Annotated in this window: 18 protein-coding genes and 1 pseudogene; 9 read left to right on the top strand and 10 right to left on the bottom strand. The window is 65.8% G+C overall.

The window, feature by feature from the left end; genetic code table 11:
- Positions 1 to 162: 162 nt before the first annotated feature.
- A complete protein-coding gene (locus tag B2R83_RS11525; protein WP_292041284.1) occupies positions 163 to 867 on the top strand; it encodes a GAF domain-containing protein in 705 nt (234 codons plus the stop codon).
- An 8-nt stretch (positions 868 to 875) separates the two neighbouring features.
- On the opposite strand, the gene B2R83_RS11520 is transcribed toward B2R83_RS11525, so the two are convergent.
- From B2R83_RS11520 to B2R83_RS11510, 3 genes are read right to left on the bottom strand one after another with little or no spacing between them, the layout of a single operon-like run.
- Positions 876 to 1,274 (bottom strand): ANTAR domain-containing response regulator, encoded by a 399-nt coding sequence (locus tag B2R83_RS11520; RefSeq protein ID WP_292041282.1) that lies wholly within the window; start codon positions 1,272 to 1,274, stop codon positions 876 to 878.
- Positions 1,275 to 1,286: 12 nt separating this feature from the next.
- Positions 1,287 to 2,072 carry a 5'-3' exonuclease gene (locus B2R83_RS11515; RefSeq protein ID WP_292041280.1) on the bottom strand — a complete coding sequence of 262 codons (786 nt, stop codon included), beginning with the start codon at positions 2,070 to 2,072 and terminating at the stop codon, positions 1,287 to 1,289.
- A gap of 56 nt (positions 2,073 to 2,128) precedes the next feature.
- Entirely contained in the window at positions 2,129 to 2,797 is a 669-nt protein-coding gene (locus B2R83_RS11510) for a glutathione S-transferase (RefSeq protein WP_292041277.1), read from the bottom strand.
- 82 nt (positions 2,798 to 2,879) lie between these two features.
- On the opposite strand from B2R83_RS11510, the gene B2R83_RS11505 reads away from it, so the two are divergent.
- Together B2R83_RS11505 and B2R83_RS11500 are read left to right on the top strand one after the other, a co-directional pair.
- Positions 2,880 to 3,767 carry a DUF72 domain-containing protein gene (locus B2R83_RS11505; RefSeq protein ID WP_292041275.1) on the top strand — a complete coding sequence of 296 codons (888 nt, stop codon included), beginning with the start codon at positions 2,880 to 2,882 and terminating at the stop codon, positions 3,765 to 3,767.
- A gap of 44 nt (positions 3,768 to 3,811) precedes the next feature.
- The gene (locus B2R83_RS11500) at positions 3,812 to 4,192 is read left to right on the top strand and encodes a hypothetical protein (RefSeq protein WP_292041274.1); all 381 of its coding nucleotides are present in this window, start codon (positions 3,812 to 3,814) and stop codon (positions 4,190 to 4,192) included.
- Between the two features lie 16 nt (positions 4,193 to 4,208).
- Here the strand turns inward: B2R83_RS11500 and B2R83_RS11495 are convergent, their stop codons facing one another.
- Genes B2R83_RS11495 through B2R83_RS11485 form a run of 3 tightly spaced genes read right to left on the bottom strand, consistent with a single transcriptional unit; the run spans position 4,209 to position 6,618 of the window.
- Complete coding sequence (locus B2R83_RS11495; RefSeq protein ID WP_292041272.1) at positions 4,209 to 4,472, bottom strand: DUF6587 family protein; 264 nt, start codon at positions 4,470 to 4,472, stop codon at positions 4,209 to 4,211.
- 3 nt (positions 4,473 to 4,475) lie between these two features.
- Complete coding sequence (gene feoB, locus B2R83_RS11490) at positions 4,476 to 6,356, bottom strand: ferrous iron transporter B (RefSeq protein ID WP_292041270.1); 1,881 nt, start codon at positions 6,354 to 6,356, stop codon at positions 4,476 to 4,478.
- A gap of 4 nt (positions 6,357 to 6,360) precedes the next feature.
- Entirely contained in the window at positions 6,361 to 6,618 is a 258-nt protein-coding gene (locus tag B2R83_RS11485; RefSeq protein WP_036213477.1) for a FeoA family protein, read from the bottom strand.
- A gap of 221 nt (positions 6,619 to 6,839) precedes the next feature.
- Between B2R83_RS11485 and B2R83_RS11480 the strand changes: the two genes are divergently transcribed.
- Both B2R83_RS11480 and bfr read left to right on the top strand, forming a co-directional pair.
- Positions 6,840 to 7,049 (top strand): (2Fe-2S)-binding protein, encoded by a 210-nt coding sequence (locus tag B2R83_RS11480; RefSeq protein ID WP_027866506.1) that lies wholly within the window; start codon positions 6,840 to 6,842, stop codon positions 7,047 to 7,049.
- 221 nt (positions 7,050 to 7,270) lie between these two features.
- Complete coding sequence (gene bfr / locus B2R83_RS11475) at positions 7,271 to 7,741, top strand: bacterioferritin (protein WP_027866505.1); 471 nt, start codon at positions 7,271 to 7,273, stop codon at positions 7,739 to 7,741.
- Positions 7,742 to 7,870: 129 nt separating this feature from the next.
- Here bfr and B2R83_RS11470 read toward each other — a convergent pair whose 3' ends face one another.
- Together B2R83_RS11470 and B2R83_RS11465 are read right to left on the bottom strand one after the other, a co-directional pair.
- Positions 7,871 to 8,803 (bottom strand): PfkB family carbohydrate kinase, encoded by a 933-nt coding sequence (locus B2R83_RS11470; RefSeq protein ID WP_292041265.1) that lies wholly within the window; start codon positions 8,801 to 8,803, stop codon positions 7,871 to 7,873.
- On the bottom strand, positions 8,800 to 9,414 hold the full coding sequence (locus B2R83_RS11465) for a glutathione S-transferase C-terminal domain-containing protein (RefSeq protein ID WP_292041263.1): 615 nt from the start codon (positions 9,412 to 9,414) through the stop codon (positions 8,800 to 8,802). Before B2R83_RS11465 ends, B2R83_RS11470 begins: the two co-directional genes overlap by 4 nt.
- 157 nt (positions 9,415 to 9,571) lie before the next feature.
- Here B2R83_RS11465 and purB point away from each other — a divergent pair, with 157 nt between their 5' ends.
- The gene (purB, locus tag B2R83_RS11460; RefSeq protein ID WP_036212779.1) at positions 9,572 to 10,951 is read left to right on the top strand and encodes an adenylosuccinate lyase; all 1,380 of its coding nucleotides are present in this window, start codon (positions 9,572 to 9,574) and stop codon (positions 10,949 to 10,951) included.
- Between the two features lie 3 nt (positions 10,952 to 10,954).
- Here purB and B2R83_RS11455 read toward each other — a convergent pair whose 3' ends face one another.
- Positions 10,955 to 12,919 (bottom strand): TonB-dependent receptor plug domain-containing protein, encoded by a 1,965-nt coding sequence (locus B2R83_RS11455; protein WP_292041260.1) that lies wholly within the window; start codon positions 12,917 to 12,919, stop codon positions 10,955 to 10,957.
- 197 nt (positions 12,920 to 13,116) lie between these two features.
- Here B2R83_RS11455 and B2R83_RS11450 point away from each other — a divergent pair, with 197 nt between their 5' ends.
- Genes B2R83_RS11450 through B2R83_RS11440 form a run of 3 tightly spaced genes read left to right on the top strand, consistent with a single transcriptional unit; the run spans position 13,117 to position 14,830 of the window.
- A complete protein-coding gene (locus B2R83_RS11450; protein WP_292041258.1) occupies positions 13,117 to 13,662 on the top strand; it encodes a cytochrome b in 546 nt (181 codons plus the stop codon).
- Complete coding sequence (locus tag B2R83_RS11445) at positions 13,662 to 14,213, top strand: YceI family protein (protein WP_292041256.1); 552 nt, start codon at positions 13,662 to 13,664, stop codon at positions 14,211 to 14,213. Before B2R83_RS11450 ends, B2R83_RS11445 begins: the two co-directional genes overlap by 1 nt.
- A gap of 41 nt (positions 14,214 to 14,254) precedes the next feature.
- On the top strand, positions 14,255 to 14,830 hold the full coding sequence (locus tag B2R83_RS11440; RefSeq protein ID WP_209587091.1) for a YceI family protein: 576 nt from the start codon (positions 14,255 to 14,257) through the stop codon (positions 14,828 to 14,830).
- Between the two features lie 75 nt (positions 14,831 to 14,905).
- Here B2R83_RS11440 and B2R83_RS11435 read toward each other — a convergent pair.
- Positions 14,906 to 15,301 (bottom strand): annotated as a pseudogene (locus B2R83_RS11435) (hypothetical protein); the annotation flags it as partial.

Raw genomic sequence — 15,301 nt, 5'->3', positions numbered from 1 at the left:
CCCAGGAAAGGCGCACGTATTTATCGGAAGTGACGATTGCAACGCTATTCTGGCGCTATATAATGCTTACAGTCAACAGTTATTCCAATCGTGTGCGCATTTTCGTCAAATATTTTCGGGTTTCGGTTAGAATAAGTGTATCGACTACAAATTACCAGGAAGATGAGCGAGGACGATCCGATCCTGACGACGCGGGAAGCGGCGCACATGCTGGGCGTTGCCGTCAGCACCGCGCAGCTCTGGATGGAAAGCGGCGCGCTGCCGGCATGGAAGACGCCCGGTGGGCACCGGCGCGTGCGCCTGAGCGCGGTGCGCCAGCTGCAGGCGCGACAGGGCACCACCGGCACGGCGCCGGGTGCGCCGGCTGGCCCGGGGATGGTGTCCCTGCCCACCCCGGCGCCGCCCGCGCCGCGGGAGGCCGGCGCGCCGGCCGGCCATGCCCTGCTCGATACGCCGCCCGAAGATGTCTTCGACCGCCTGGCGCGGCTGGCCGCCCAGGTGACGGACTGTCCGATCGCGCTGGTGACGGTGCTGGCCGGGGAGCGCCAGTGGTTCAAGGCCCGCGTCGGCCTCGACCTGCGGGAAACGCCGCGTGAATGGGCATTCTGCAAGCACGCGCTGGCCAGCGGCGAGGCATTCGTGGTGGGCGACGCCACCCTCGATGCGCGCTTCGCCGCCAATCCGCTGGTGACGCGCGCGCCGCATGTGCGCTTCTATGCCGGGGTGCCATTGGAGGATGCGCAGGGCCGCCGCTTCGGCACCCTGTGCGTGCTGGACCGCGAGCCGCGCCGCCTGCGCGAACGCGAGCTGCGCGCCCTGCGCGAGCTGGCGACGATCGCCTCGGACGAGATCAAGCGGCGCGGCTGAGCGCCTGGTCAGTTCGCGCTGCCCGAGGCGGCCTGCTGCTTGCGGACGACCGCGATCACGGTATTGCGGATCGTCTTGAGCACGGCGTCGGCCTTGAAGGGCTTGACGATGAAGCCGTGCACGCCGCGCCCGAGCGCGTCCTGGATGGCGGCGGCGTCGAGCGTGCCCGACACCATGAAGATCATCGCCTTCGGCAGTTGGGCGCGCAGTTCCTCGACGATGCGGCTGCCGTCCTCGACCTGTTCACGCGCGATGCAGACGATCTGCGGGCGGTGCTTCATGGCGAGGCCGTAGCCGAGCGTGCCGGTATGCGTCTGCGCGACGACGTCGTAGCCGCCATCGGTCAGTACGGTGTTGAGCAGGCCGCGCGCGATGGCGCTGCCGTCCACGATCAATGCCTTCAGCATCGGCGCTTTCCTTCAATGGGATTCATAGGCCAGCATGTTCCAGGTCACGCCCAGCCGCACGTCCAGCTTGAGCGACACCAGGCAGCGCGACATCTCGAGTATCTCACGCTCGGCGCGCAGCCTTTCGCCCAGCGGGGTCTTGAGGATGCCGGCGCCGGCCATCACGGCGTCCAGGCTGCCGTAGGCGTTGAGCAGGCGCGCCGCAGTCTTCATGCCGATCTTGGACACTCCCGGCACACCATCGGTCGGGTCGCCCATCAGGGCCAGCAGGTCGTGCAGCAGTTCGGGCGCCACGCCGAAGCGCTGGCGCACCCAGGCGTCGTCATGCCATTCGTTCTTGAAGTGGTCCCACACCAGCGCGCCGTGCGCGATCAGGATGTGCAGGTCCTTGTCGGTGGTGGCCACGATGGCCTCGCCCCGCCCTTCCCCCAGCCAGCGCATGACGCCGGTGGCGATCACGTCGTCGGCCTCGACCTCGGGTATCGCCAGCACGTGCAGGCCGGCCTGGCGCAGGCGCTCGTGGAATTCCGGCAGGGCTTCGCGCAGCGGCGCCGGCATGGCGGCGCGCCCTTCGCGGTAGCGCGGATAGAGGGCATGGCGCCAATTGGGACCGCCGTAGTCGAAGGCCGCCAGCACGTGCGTGGGCGCGTGCGCTTCCAGCACGTTGCGGAAGGACGAGAACGCGTGGCGCAGCGCGATGCTGGCCTTCAGGTCGGAGTCCGGTTCGGGGCTGGCTTCGTACACGCGACGCACGATGTTCAGGCCGTCGATGGCGAGCAGCTTTCCCTGTTTGCTCATGGTGGTGCGTCTATCGGAGTAATCACTGGCGCCGCCATGATAAACCGAGGGGCCCGTCAGGCATAGTCGTACTTGCCGCCGCGCTCGAGCGCGCGCGCGTAGGCCGGGCGCGCGTGGATCCGCGCCAGGAAGGCGGACAGCTTCGGATACTGGCTGCCCAGTCCTCCGCGCGAGGCAGCCGCTTCCAGCGCAAAGCTCATCTGGATGTCGGCGGCGCTGAACTCCTCGCCGGCGAACCAGGTCGACTTGCCCAGTTCGCTCTCCAGGAAGTCGAGCTGGCTGCGGATGTTCGGCATGACGAAGCTGTCCTTGACCTTGCGTGCGATCGAGCGCGCGATCGGCTTGGCAAAGAAGGGCATCGGGCTGTTCTCGACCTTGTCGAACACCAGCTTCATCAGGAGCGGCGGCATGGCCGAGCCCTCGGCGAAGTGCAGGAAGTAGGTATAGCGCAGGCGTTCCGGGGTGCCGGGCGCCGGCACCAGGCGTCCGTTGCCATAGCGGCCGGTCAGGTATTCCACGATCGCACCGGATTCGGCCACCACCAGTGCATCGTCGGTGATCACCGGCGACTTGCCGAGCGGGTGCACCGCCTTCAGTTCCGGCGGCGCCAGCATGGTCTTCGGGTCGCGCTGGTATTTCTTGATGTCGTAGTCGAGCCCGAGCTCTTCGAGCAGCCAGAGGATGCGCTGCGAGCGCGAATTGTTCAGGTGGTGGACGACGATCATGAAGTTTTCCGGATAGTTCGACAGGCTGCCAGCTTAGCATGGGTGCGCCTGACAACGGACGAGGCAGAGTAAGCTTGAGCCCATGAATGGATCGGTCTACATCGGCATTTCCGGCTGGCGCTACGTGCCGTGGCGCGGCGTGTTCTATCCCAAGGGGCTGGTCCAGCACCGCGAGCTTGAATACGCGGCCGGGCAGCTGCCCAGCATCGAGATCAACGGCTCCTTCTACTCGCTGCAGCGGCCCGAGAGCTATGCCGCCTGGCATGCGGCCACCCCGCCCGGCTTCGTGTTCGCGGTCAAGGGCAACCGTTTTCTCACCCACATGCTCAAGCTGAAGGACATCGAAGGCCCGCTGGCCAATGTGCTGGCCTCGGGCGTGTTCGAACTGCGCGACAAGCTCGGTCCCTTCCTGTGGCAATTCCCGCCCGTCGTGAAATTCGATCCGCAGCGCTTCGAGCACTTCCTGTCGCTGCTGCCCCGGGATACCGATAGCGCCCGCGAACTGGCGTTGCAGTACCAGCCGCGCATGGAAGGCCGGGTTGCGCTCGAATCCGGCCCGAACCGCCCGATGCGCCACGCGGTCGAGATCCGGCACGAGAGCTTCCTGGACCCCGCCTTCATCGCCATGCTGCGCCGCTACAAGGTGGCGCTGGTGGTGGCCGATACCGCCGGCAGGTGGCCGCTGTGCGAGGACCTCACCGCGGACTTCGTCTACATCCGGCTGCATGGCGACAAGGAGCTGTACGCGAGCGGTTATGAAGACGAGGCCATCGCGGCCTGGGCGGCGCGCATCGATGCCTGGCGCCGGGGCCGGCAGCCCGAGGGGGCGCGGCTCGTCTCCGACAAGCCACCGCCGAAGGCCAGGGCGCGCGACGTCTACTGCTACTTCGACAACGACATCAAGGTGCATGCGCCGTTTGACGCACGTCGCCTGATCGCCGCGGTAGAAAGCCTTGCAGGGAACGGCTGACTGAAACTGTTGTCTATCCAGGCATTCACAGCCTGGAGACCACCATGACCCTGCTTCGTGTTGCCAGTGTTGCCGCTGCCCTGTTACTTTCAACCACTGTCAGCGGCGCCGATGCGCCGCCCCTCAAGGCCTCGAACGGCGTGCTGGTCAATGCCGCCGGCATGACCGTCTACACCTATGACAAGGATGAAGCCGGCAGCGGCAAGAGCAGTTGCGTCGCCGCCTGTGCGAAAAACTGGCCGCCCGTGAAGGCCGATGGCAGCCCGCGCCCGCCCTACTCCGTGATCACGCGCGCGGACGGCAGCAAGCAGCTGGCGCATGGCGGCAAGCCGCTGTACACCTTCGTGAAGGACAAGAAGGCCGGAGACAAGACCGGCGATGGGGTGGGCGGCGCCTGGCACGTGGTCAGCGTGGCGACGCCTTGAAGCGCTGCCGGCGCCGCTAGCGGCGCTCGTGGATCTTGATGACCTTGCCGTTGCCCTTGCCGGGCGGCGGCGCGGGCTCGGTCGGCCCGCAGGTATTGCAGCTGTTGCAGCCGCTGCCGCAGCTGGCCGAGGTGTCCAGCCACTTGACCAGTCTCGATTGCTGGCCGCCCCTGGAGAGGCGGTGCACGATCGCGCGCCGCCAGCTGTCCGGCAGGTACTTCGCGCCGGCGTACAGCACGGCCAGCGCGACGATGATCCCGGCGACCAGTTCCTGCCACATGTCCTAGCCCCCCGTGAAGAACAAGGTGGTGCGGTAGACGATGAAGGCGGCCGCGTAGGCCAGGCCGAACATGTAGCCGGCCATGATCCAGGCGTAGCGGCGGCTGCCGGTCTCGCGCGCCACGGTGGCCAGCGTCGGCAGGCAGTGCGGCGCATAGACGTACCAGGTGAGCAGCGCCAGGCCGGTGGCGAGCGACCACGACTGCGCGATCACCGGCGCCAGGGCGTTGGCGGCTTCGTCGCCGCCCGACAGGGCGTACACGGTGCCCAGCGCGCCGACCGCCACTTCGCGCGCGGCCATGCCCGGCACCAGGGCGATCGCGATTTCCCAGCCGAAGCCGATCGGAGCCAGGATGACTTCCAGCGCGCGGCCGATCATGCCGGCCACGCTGTAGTAGATCGGCGGATGGGTCGCGCCTTCCGGTGCGCCGGGGAAGCTCGACAACAGCCAGAGCAGGATCATCATGGTGAGGATCAGGGTACCGACCCGCTTCAGGAAGATCTTGGCACGCTCCCACAGGCCGGAGGCCAGTGCGCCCGGCTGGGGCCAGTGGTAGGCCGGCAGTTCCATCATCAGTGCATGCTGCTTGTAGTCGCTGCGGCGCTTCATGAACCAGGCCACCGCCATGGCGCTCAGGATGCCCGCCATGTAGAGGGCGAACAGCACCAGGCCCTGAAGGTTCATCAAGCCGGCCACTTCACGGTCCGGGATGAAGGCGGCGATCAGGAGCGCATACACCGGCAGGCGCGCCGAGCAGGTCATGAGCGGGGCGATCATGATCGTCACCAGGCGGTCGCGCGGATTCTGGATGGTGCGCGCGGCCATGATGCCCGGGATCGCGCAGGCGAACGAGGACAGCAGCGGCAGGAAGGCGCGGCCCGACAGGCCGACGCTGCCCATGATGCGGTCGAGCAGGAAGGCGGCGCGCGGCAGGTAGCCCACGTCTTCCAGCAGCAGGATGAAGAAGAACAGGATCAGGATCTGCGGCAGGAATACCAGCACGCTGCCGACGCCGGCGATGATGCCGTCCACGATCAGGCTGTGCAGCACGCCTTCGCCCAGCAGCGCGCCGACCTGCTCGCCGAGGGCACCGACGCCCGCCTCGATCAGGTCCATCGGCGTGCCGGCCCAGCTGAACACGGCCTGGAAGATCAGGAACATCAGGGCGGCCAGGATCACCGGGCCGAGCACCGGGTGCAGCACCACGTTGTCGATCTTTTCCGTCAGGTTGCCGCGGTCTCCGCTGGAGGAAACGGCGAGCTCGAGGATGCGGCGCACTTCGCGCTGGGTTTCCTCGACCGGCACGGCGTCGATCGCGGACAGCGGATTGGGCTTGACGGCGGTATCGAAGGCCATGCGGTCGAGCTGGGCCAGCAGGGCCTGTTCGCCGCCGGCCTGGATGGCAACGGTTTCCACCACCGGCATGCCCAGCGCCGCCGACAGTTTTTCCTTGTCGATCGTGATGCCGCGCTTCCTGGCGACGTCGACCATGTTCAAAACGAGCACCATCGGCAGGCCGAGACGCTTGAGCTCGAGCACCATGCGCAGGTTCAGGCGCAGGTTGGTCGCGTTGACCACGCACAGCACCGCATCCGGCGCCGCTTCGCCCGCGCGCAGGCCGGCCACCACGTCGCGCGTGATGGCTTCGTCCGGGGTGTGGGCGCTCAGGCTGTAGGCGCCCGGCAGGTCGAGCACGCGAAAAGGCCGGCCCGCCGGCGAGGTGAAGCTGCCCTCCTTGCGTTCGATGGTCACGCCCGCGTAGTTCGCGACCTTCTGGCGCGAGCCGGTCAGGCGGTTGAAGAGTGCGGTCTTGCCACAGTTGGGATTGCCGAGCAGTGCGACCAGGGGCGTGCGCGACGCCACCTGTTGTTCCATGACACCCATCCGACTATTCCGGCTTGATCGACACGAGGGCCGCTTCGAAGCGGCGCAGCGCGAAGGTCGACTCGCCGACCTTGACGGCCAGCGGGCCGCCCAGCACGCGCTTGAGCACACGGATGCGCTCGCCCGGCACGAAGCCGAGCTCCATCAGGCGGCGCTGGACGTCGAAACCACCCTGTTGCGCCGGCGGCGCCAGGTGGATCACGGTAGCGCTCTGGCCGGCCGGGAGGGCGTCGAGCGTGGTGAGGGAGGGAACAAGAGTCATGGTCGCGTCCAGTAAGTGTAGCGCTGATGAGACAGATAGCTAGCATCATAAACCTAAATGCGAATTATTTCTATTTGCGGTTTGATCACACCCCTAAAGAAAGATCACGTCAATACAAAATTCCTGTTGCAAACGCCGCCGAGTTTACGGAGAATAGAACACGAATGAGATTGATTCTCATTTAAATGACAAGTGAACAAGTAGCGCCAAGGAACCTCAAGATGATCGTCTGTGTCTGCAACAACATCTCCGACCGCGAAATCCGCCAGGCCGTCGACCTGGGCATCAGCTCGGTCGCCGAACTGCACAAGGAACTGGGCGTCGGCACCATGTGCGGCAAGTGCGTGAGCTATGCACGCGAAGTCCTGCACGAACACATCGAGAGCAAAACCACGATCACCGAAGTGCGCCGCGTCCCGCAGGCGGCCTGAACATCGCCACCGTGTCTCTCCATGCCCCGCTTTCGCGGGGTTTTTTTTCGCCCGCGCCACGGTACTGAGAAGCGTTCGCACAGCGGAACGAGAACGCTTGTCATTCCCGCCGGTTTTTTCGATTTTCACTGCATTTCCCGGGCTTTTTCAGCGTTTTCGACCCAAAAGCGGGCTGCTTGTTTGTTATCATGGAGCCCATTCAACATCATCAAGGGCATCACATGAAAGGCGACCAGAACGTTCTTCGTCTGCTGAACGCGCAGCTGACCAACGAACTCACCGCGATCAACCAGTACTTCCTGCATGCGCGCATGTACCGCCACTGGGGCTTCGGCAAGCTGGCGAAGAAGGAGTACGACGAGTCGATCGGCGAGATGAAGCACGCCGACAAGCTGATCGACCGCATCCTGATGCTCGACGGCCTGCCGAACCTGCAGGCGCTGCACAAGCTGCTCATCGGTGAATCGACCCAGGAAATGCTGGAATGCGACCTCAAGCTCGAGCGCGCGGCCCAGGTGACGGTCAAGGAAGGCATCGCGGCGGCGGAAGCGGCGGCCGACTACGTGACCCGCGACCTGTTCCTGATGATCCTCGAGGATACCGAGGAACACATCGAGTGGCTGGAGACGCAGCTGGACCTGATCGTGAAGGTCGGCATCCAGAACTACCTGCAGAGCCAGATCAGCGAGTAACTCTGCGCTGCGTAAACTTGGGTTCCGGCCTTCGCCGGAACGACGGTCTTACAGCTAACGGTATTAAGGCTACTTACCTATGAGCCGTCATCCCGGCGAAGGCCGGGATCCAATTTCGCTAGCAACCTGCTAGCGCCACTTCCTCATCCACCCATCATAAAACCCCAGATCCCGCGGGACGGCCCCCGGAATCGCGCAGATCGCCCCCGCGAACTCGTTGGCCCGCGCCAGCGACAGGTCGAGCGGCCAGCCGCGCATCTTCCCCAGCAGGAAAATCGCCGAAAAGGCGTCCCCCGCCCCCACCGTGTCGATGACAAAGGGCGGCGCCGGGTTATCGCGGTGCATCAGCACCTGTCCGTCGGCGCCGAAGTACACCGAGCCGCGGTGCCCCAGCGTGACGATCAGCGCGTCGAGCGAGAACATCTGCAGCAGCGCCTGGCACGAGGCGTGCACTTCTTCGGCCGCCAGCGCCGCATCGTCCGGCTTGATCTGGAAATACCAGCCGAACATGGCCTGCAGTTCTTCCTCGTTGACCTTGGCGACGTTGGCTTCCTGCAGCGAGCGCGTGACGGTGCGCTCGTCCACCTGGCCGTCGCGCAGGTTCAGGTCGAGGTAGCGCAGCGCCGGCGTGGCGCGCAGCAGCGCCATCAGGGTGGCGCGCGAGCGCTCGTGGCGCTGGGCCAGGGTGCCGAAATAGAAGATGCCGGGCTGCGTATGTTCCACTGCCGCCTCGGCCTGGGCCCGGTCGATGAAATCGTAGGCCTGGTTCGGCAGGATGGTGAAGCGGTGGCCGCCGCGGGCGCCGCGTTCGACCAGCACGCGGCCGGTCTCTTCGATGGCATCGACCTGCAGGCCGGCTTCGCTCATCGCGAAGCGCTCGAACTCGGCGCGCACCGCCTGGCCCGGCTTGTCCTTGCCGATGCGGGTGAGCATCAGCTGCGGCGCCATGAAGGCCGCCAGGTGGCGCGCCACATTGAAGGGCGCGCCGCCGACCACCTGCTCGGTGGTGAAGTCGTCGACCAGCGCTTCGCCGAAGACGACGGTGGTGGCGGGCGGGTTCACGCGACGAAAGGAACGGTGTCGCGGAACGACGGACGCTCGGCGAGTTTATCGGCCAGGCGCGCCAGGTTCGGGTAGTCGCCGCGCCAGTCGATGTCGGGGAAGCGGAAAGCCAGCCAGCCCAGGGCGCAGCCGACGGCGACGTCGGCCAGCGTGTAATGAATGCCCATGCAGTAGCTCGACTCGCCCAGGCGGGTGGACATCTCGCGCAGGCCGGCGTGCACCTTGCCCATCTGGCGCTCGATCCACTTGGCGCTCTGCTGCTCCGGGGGGCGCTCGCGCCGCTCGAGGAAGACCAGGATCGCGGCATCGAGCACGCCATCGGCCAGGGCTTCCCAGACCTTGACTTCGGTGCGCTCGCGGCCATTCGGCGGCAGCAGCTTGCAGACCGGGGAGATGGTGTCGAGGTATTCGGCGATCACGCGCGAGTCGTACAGCGTGCTGCCGTCTTCCATGACCAGGCAGGGGATCTTGCCGAGCGGGTTGACCTGCTGGATGGTGGTCTCCGGGACCCACACGTTTTCTTGCACAAAGCTGACATCGAGCTTCTTGTCCGCCATCACGACGCGGACTTTACGCACATAGGGACTGGTGAAGGAACCGATGAGTTTCATACATGCCCGAATTTGAGGATTGGGTGCCAGTATAGCATCGCCATTTCGGCGCCTGTCTGCGCCGGACGAGCCTCCCGGGCCGTCCGCGGCGTGGCCTGCGCAAGGCTGCGCGCGCCTCCCGGTGGTAAAATCCGCGTTTTTGCACGGACCGCCTGCCATGACCTCTACCGTCCCCTCCCCTACCCTGTCGGCCCTGTCCCCGCTGGACGGCCGCTATGCGTCGAAAACCGACAAGCTGCGCCCGATCCTGTCCGAAGCCGGCTTCATGCACCACCGCGTGAAGGTGGAAATCGCCTGGCTGCAGGCGCTGTCGCAGGCCGGCTTCCCGGAGATCAAGCCGTTCTCGAGCGAAGCGAACGCTCACCTCGAGCGCATGGCCGCGAACTTCGGCGACGCCGAAGCGGCGCGCATCAAGGAGATCGAGGCGGTCACCAACCACGACGTCAAGGCGGTGGAATACTGGCTCAAGGAGCAGGTGAAGGACGTGCCGGAGCTGGTGGCGGCGAGCGAATTCATCCACTTCGGCTGCACCTCGGAAGACATCAACAACACCTCGCACGGCATGATGCTGAAAGCCGCGCGCGACGGCGTGCTGCTGCCGGCCCTCCAGAACATCATCGCCAAGCTGACCGAAATCGCGCACACCAATGCGGCGCTGCCGATGCTGTCGCGCACCCACGGCCAGACCGCCAGCCCAACCACCCTGGGCAAGGAATTCGCCAACGTGGTCGCGCGCCTGCAGCGCGCCGTCAAGCGCATCGCCGACGTCGAGATCCTCGGCAAGATGAACGGCGCGGTCGGCAACTACAACGCGCACCTAGCAGCCTACCCGGGCTTCGACTGGCCGGCCTTCTCGAAGGAAGTCATCGAGCAGCGCCTGGGCCTGGTGTTCAACCCGTACACCATCCAGATCGAGCCGCACGACTACATGGCCGAGATGTTCGACGCCATCGCGCGCGCCAACACCATCCTGCTCGACCTGAACCGCGACATCTGGACCTATGTCTCGCTCGGCTACTTCAAGCAGAAACTCAAGGCGGGCGAGATCGGTTCGTCGACCATGCCGCACAAGGTCAACCCGATCGACTTCGAGAACTCGGAAGGCAACCTGGGCCTGGCCAACGCGGTGCTGCGCCACATGGCCGAGAAGCTGCCGGTCTCGCGCATGCAGCGCGACCTGACCGATTCGACCGTGCTGCGTAACATCGGCGTCGGCTTCGGCTACGCGCTGCTGGCCTACGACAGCTGCCTGCGCGGCCTGAACAAGCTGGAAGTGAACGCGGCGCGCCTGGAAGCCGACCTCGACGCGAACTGGGAAGTGCTGGCCGAGCCGGTGCAGACCGTGATGCGCCGCTACGGCATCGAGAACCCGTACGAGCAGCTGAAGGAACTCACCCGCGGCAAGGGCATCACCCGCGAAGCGCTGCAGGAGTTCATCGGCAAGCTGGCGATCCCGCAGGAAGCCAAGGACCTGCTGCTGCACATGACGCCGGCGAACTACACCGGCCTGGCGGCGCAGCTGGCGAAAGCGATCTAAGCCCTACAAAGACCACACCAGCTTGACCGCCACCTTGCGGTCAAGCTCCACCCGCGCGTCGGCGGGCCCGTATTCCGCGTGGCTGCCATTCAGGTTCTGCCCCACCACCGACAGCTCCAGCTGCGGCGTCAAGCGCCAGCCGAAGCGCGCGTCCAGCGCCCAGTAGCCCGGCACCTCCGGATTCTCCAGCGCCGCCACCTTGCGCAGCGCCAGCTCCAGCTCGCGCCGCTCATCGATCGCATGGTGCGAGCGCAGCTGCAAGCTGTGCTCCGGATCCTTGCCCGCGATGCCCGGGCCGGCGGCGTCGTTGCTGCCCGGTTTCAGGCGCAGGCGCTCGTGCAGCGCCGTGAAGCCGGCCGACAGGCGCCAGGCCCCGTTCATCTGGTAGTTGCCCCACATCTCGATGCCGGTCGCCTTCCCTTCCATCAGGCTGCCGAAGGTGAGGAAAGTCCAGGTCGGGTCGATCTCCTGGGTCCGCAGGTGGTCGTACTGGTTGTGGAACAGCGTCGCCGAATACGACAGGCCGGGCAGCGGCTGGCCGCGGTAACCCAGTTCGAACACGCGCGCCACCTCCGAGCGCACCCGGGGACCGCCGCGCAGCAGGTAAGGCGGACGGCCCGGGATGAAGGCGTCCACGTCGAGGCGGGTCGGCGCGCGCACGGTGCGCGACAGCGCGGTCCACAACGCGTGCTGGGGCGCCAGGCGCCACGACAGGCGCACGCTCGGCAGGAATTCCAGGCCGGTATAGACGTTGCGCTCGGCGCGCGCGCCGACGACCAGGCTCAGGTCGGGACGCAACGCGATCTCGTCCTGGGCAAACAGGCTGGACCAGGTCTGCTCCGTCTGCGCCGGCAGGAAGGCGATCACCTCGCTGTTTTCCACCTCGTCCCAACTGTGGCGCAGGTTCGCGCCCCAGACCAGGCTGTGGCGGCCCCAGGCCGGCAGCGTATGCTGGAACTGCAGGTCGGCGATCTGCAGCGACTCGACAAAGGTCGGTGGCACTTCGCGCCGTGTGTGGTCGAGGTAGGCCTGCACCGACAAGCGCCCGCCGTCCGCAAGGGCGCGTTCCCAGCGCGCCATGAGGTTGGCGCCCGCGGTGTCGATGTCGCCGAGGCGCAGCGTGGTGCCGCTCACCGAGATCTCGCCCGGTTCCGGCTGTTCGGGCTCGCCACGGTAAGCGTTGCCGTTCACGCTGACGGTGTCGGCGCTGTCCTTCCAGTCGGCCCGGAAGCCAAGCTGGGCCTGGCGCCAGGCGTCACGGATACGCTTGCCGTCGCCGTTCTCGCCGTGTGCGCGCTGCAGCAGCTTGCCGTAGACGCGCCAGCTGGTTTCCCCGCTGCTTCCGCCTTGTCGGAAGGCGGCATCCCCGCCATCGGTGGCGCCGCGCAGCACCGCCAGGCCGCCCTGGGTCGCCGCGGCCGAGCGCGTGGTGATGTTGATGACGCCGTTGACGGCGTTCACGCCCCACAGGGTGCCGCCCGGGCCGCTGATGACCTCGATGCGCTCGACGTCTTCCAGCATCAGGTCCTGCATGTCCCAGAACACCCCGGAGAACAGGGGCGCATAGACCGAGCGGCCATCGATCATCACCAGCAGCTTGTTGGAGGCGCTATTGTTGCTGCCGTTCAGGCCGCGCGCGCTGATCGAGTAGCCATAGCTGGAGCGCTGTGCCACATGCAGGTTGGGCGCGAGCCGCAGCGCTTCGGGCAGGCTGTGCGCGCCGGCGCGGCGGATGTCCTCGGCCGTGATCACGAACACCGATGCCGGCGCATCGAGCAGGCGCTCCGGCTTCTTCGACACCGACATGACGTGGATGTTGGCCAGCTCCTCGATCGACAGGTCGGCCAGCTCACCCTGGCTCGCCGGTACGTCGCCAGCTGCCAGCGCCGGCCAGGCCAGGGCCGCGCCAAGGCAGGCCAGGGCGCGCCGGCTGAGCCTCAGGCCCGATGGTGTAAAAGGATGTCGCATAAGTCCTGCTCCATGGCAGCAAAAGTATCCGCAGGTAATGTTTGATAAGGCCTTCTTTATCGAATTTTACATTCTGGCGGCTATTGCTGTGCAGTGAATACAAAGCGTGCTAGTGTACCCAGCGAAATTACACCTACAGCGAGCCCCGCTAAAGACTGGTATAGTCCTAACCAGTACGAATTATTGAAAATAAACATATGTACCGCTACACCATCCCGGCCATCGTCCTGCACTGGCTGATCGCCTTCTTGATCATCGGGACCTTCACGCTCGGGCTGGTCATGACCGATATCCCGGGCATCACGCCGACCAAGCTGAAGTATTTCAACTGGCACAAATGGGCCGGCGTGACGGTGCTGCTGCTTGCCGCCCTGCGCCTGCTGTGGCGCCTGTTTCGTCATCCGCCGGCCTACGCCGACGAGATGCCGGCCTGGCAGCGCGGCGCCTCCCATGGCCTGCACTGGCTGCTGTACATCCTGATGTTCGCAGTGCCCCTGTCCGGCTATTTCTACAGCCTGGCGACCGGCTATCCGATCGTCTGGTTCGGCGTGATCGAACTGCCGGTGCTGATGGGGCCGGATCCGGCCCTGAAAGTCATCCTGAAGGATGTCCACTACTGGCTCAACATGCTGCTGGCGCTGCTCGTCGGCCTGCACGTGGCGGCCGCGTTCAAGCACCTGCTCGTCGACCGCGACGGCGTGATGGCGCGCATGCTGCCTTTCCCTACCCGTAAGGAGTCTTGATGAAACCCATGAAAAGCCTGCTGCTGGCCTCGCTGTTGGCCAGCGCCGTCGCCATCGCGGCGCCCCTGAAAACCGACCCGGCGAAAAGCAGCGTGACGGCCACCTTCAAGCAGATGGGCGTGCCGGTCGAGGCGAAGTTCAAGCAGTTTGCTGCGCAGATCGACTACGACGCCGCCAAGCCGGCCGCGTCGAAGGCGAGCGTCGAGATCCAGACCGCCAGCCTCGACCTGGGCGACCCGGACTACAACAAGGAAGTCGCCAAGAAGGAATGGTTCAACACCGCCCAGTTCCCGAAGGCGAGCTTCGTGTCGACCGCGATCGCCCCGGCCGGCGCGGGCAAGCTGAACGTGAGCGGCAAGCTCACCATCAAGGGCCGCAGCGCCAACGTCAGCTTCCCGCTGAGCGTCAAGGCAGAAGGCGGCAAACAGGTATTCGAAGGCCAGCTGCCGATCAAGCGGCTGGCCTTCAACATCGGCGAAGGCGAGTGGAAGGACACGAGCATGGTCGCCGATGAGGTTGTCATCAAGTTCCGCGTCACGGCGGACCAGTAATCACCCCAGCAAACACCTCAACACACGCAAGGAATCCTTCCATGAAAATCAAGCACCTGATCGCCGCCCTGGCCGCTTCGAGCACCCTCGGCGCCGGCATCGCCTTCGCCGCCGACACCTACAAGATCGAGCCGAACCACACCTACCCGAGCTTCGAGGCCGACCACATGGGCATCTCGGTCTGGCGCGGCAAGTTCAACAAGACCGACGGCACCGTGACCCTCGACCGCGCGAAGAAAACCGGCACCCTCGACATCACCGTGTACATCGACAGCATCGACTTCGGCCACGACAAGATGAACGAGCACGCCAAGAAGCCGGACATCTTCGACGCCGCCCAATTCCCGACCGCGACCTTCAAGTCGAAGTCGATCAAGTTCACCGGCGACGTCCCGACCTCGGCCGAAGGCGAGCTGACCCTGCACGGCGTGACCAAGCCGCTGACCCTGACCATCAACAAGTTCAAGTGCATCGACCACCCGATGCTCAAGCGCGAAGTGTGCGGCGCCGACGTGACCGGCAGCTTCCAGCGCAGCGACTTCGGCATCAACTTCGGCCTGCCGAAGTTCTCGCCGGAAGTGAAGCTGGCGATCCAGGTGGAAGCGGTCAAGCAGTAATCGCTCGCTCAGCATGGAAAAAGCCTCGGTCCCGCAAGGAACCGAGGCTTTTTTACGTCAGGACGCCGTCAGCGATCAGCGGCCGTCGCGGTCCGCGTCACCCGGGATGGCGCGCTCGACCTTGTGCCATGCGGCGCGCGACGCGTGCTTGGCCTGGTCCCAGCTCAGGCGCGAATTGCCCTTGGTGCGTTCCCACTCGGTCGACAGCTCGTTCTCGTGCATGTCGTAGCCGCCCGGGTAGCGGCCTGCCGAGTTGTAGCCCAGCGCATAGGCCGGTGCGTAGTCGTCGTAGGTGTAGCCCGGGGTGTAGTACGGCTGGGTCTGGTACTGGTTGCGCCAGTGGGCGTCTTCCTCCTGCGGGTTGACCATCTTGGCCACGCCCTTGCCGGCCATGCCGCCGACGGCCGCGCCAATGCCGGCACCGGCCACCGCGCCGACCGGACCGCCGACCGCGCCGCCCAGCACCGCACC

This window comes from Massilia sp. UBA6681 (assembly GCF_002454935.1).
Classification (GTDB): Bacteria; Pseudomonadota; Gammaproteobacteria; order Burkholderiales; family Burkholderiaceae_D; genus Telluria; species Telluria varians.
Note: the sequence above shows the minus strand (reverse complement) of the source record. Positions and strands in the feature narration are given on the sequence as shown.

Excerpts from the sequence above, each read along its gene's own strand:
- B2R83_RS11495 (WP_292041272.1), bottom strand. The coding sequence starts at position 4,472 with ATGTGGCAGGAACTGGTCGCCGGGATCATCGTCGCGCTGGCCGTGCTG.
- B2R83_RS11440 (WP_209587091.1), top strand. The coding sequence starts at position 14,255 with ATGAAAATCAAGCACCTGATCGCCGCCCTGGCCGCTTCGAGCACCCTC.
- B2R83_RS11525 (WP_292041284.1), top strand. The coding sequence starts at position 163 with ATGAGCGAGGACGATCCGATCCTGACGACGCGGGAAGCGGCGCACATG.
- B2R83_RS11500 (WP_292041274.1), top strand. The coding sequence starts at position 3,812 with ATGACCCTGCTTCGTGTTGCCAGTGTTGCCGCTGCCCTGTTACTTTCA.
- B2R83_RS11520 (WP_292041282.1), bottom strand. The coding sequence starts at position 1,274 with ATGCTGAAGGCATTGATCGTGGACGGCAGCGCCATCGCGCGCGGCCTG.
- B2R83_RS11445 (WP_292041256.1), top strand. The coding sequence starts at position 13,662 with ATGAAACCCATGAAAAGCCTGCTGCTGGCCTCGCTGTTGGCCAGCGCC.
- B2R83_RS11480 (WP_027866506.1), top strand. The coding sequence starts at position 6,840 with ATGATCGTCTGTGTCTGCAACAACATCTCCGACCGCGAAATCCGCCAG.
- B2R83_RS11505 (WP_292041275.1), top strand. The coding sequence starts at position 2,880 with ATGAATGGATCGGTCTACATCGGCATTTCCGGCTGGCGCTACGTGCCG.
- B2R83_RS11465 (WP_292041263.1), bottom strand. The coding sequence starts at position 9,414 with ATGAAACTCATCGGTTCCTTCACCAGTCCCTATGTGCGTAAAGTCCGC.
- feoB (WP_292041270.1), bottom strand. The coding sequence starts at position 6,356 with ATGGGTGTCATGGAACAACAGGTGGCGTCGCGCACGCCCCTGGTCGCA.
- B2R83_RS11510 (WP_292041277.1), bottom strand. The coding sequence starts at position 2,797 with ATGATCGTCGTCCACCACCTGAACAATTCGCGCTCGCAGCGCATCCTC.
- B2R83_RS11450 (WP_292041258.1), top strand. The coding sequence starts at position 13,117 with ATGTACCGCTACACCATCCCGGCCATCGTCCTGCACTGGCTGATCGCC.
- B2R83_RS11485 (WP_036213477.1), bottom strand. The coding sequence starts at position 6,618 with ATGACTCTTGTTCCCTCCCTCACCACGCTCGACGCCCTCCCGGCCGGC.
- purB (WP_036212779.1), top strand. The coding sequence starts at position 9,572 with ATGACCTCTACCGTCCCCTCCCCTACCCTGTCGGCCCTGTCCCCGCTG.
- B2R83_RS11455 (WP_292041260.1), bottom strand. The coding sequence starts at position 12,919 with ATGCGACATCCTTTTACACCATCGGGCCTGAGGCTCAGCCGGCGCGCC.
- B2R83_RS11515 (WP_292041280.1), bottom strand. The coding sequence starts at position 2,072 with ATGAGCAAACAGGGAAAGCTGCTCGCCATCGACGGCCTGAACATCGTG.
- bfr (WP_027866505.1), top strand. The coding sequence starts at position 7,271 with ATGAAAGGCGACCAGAACGTTCTTCGTCTGCTGAACGCGCAGCTGACC.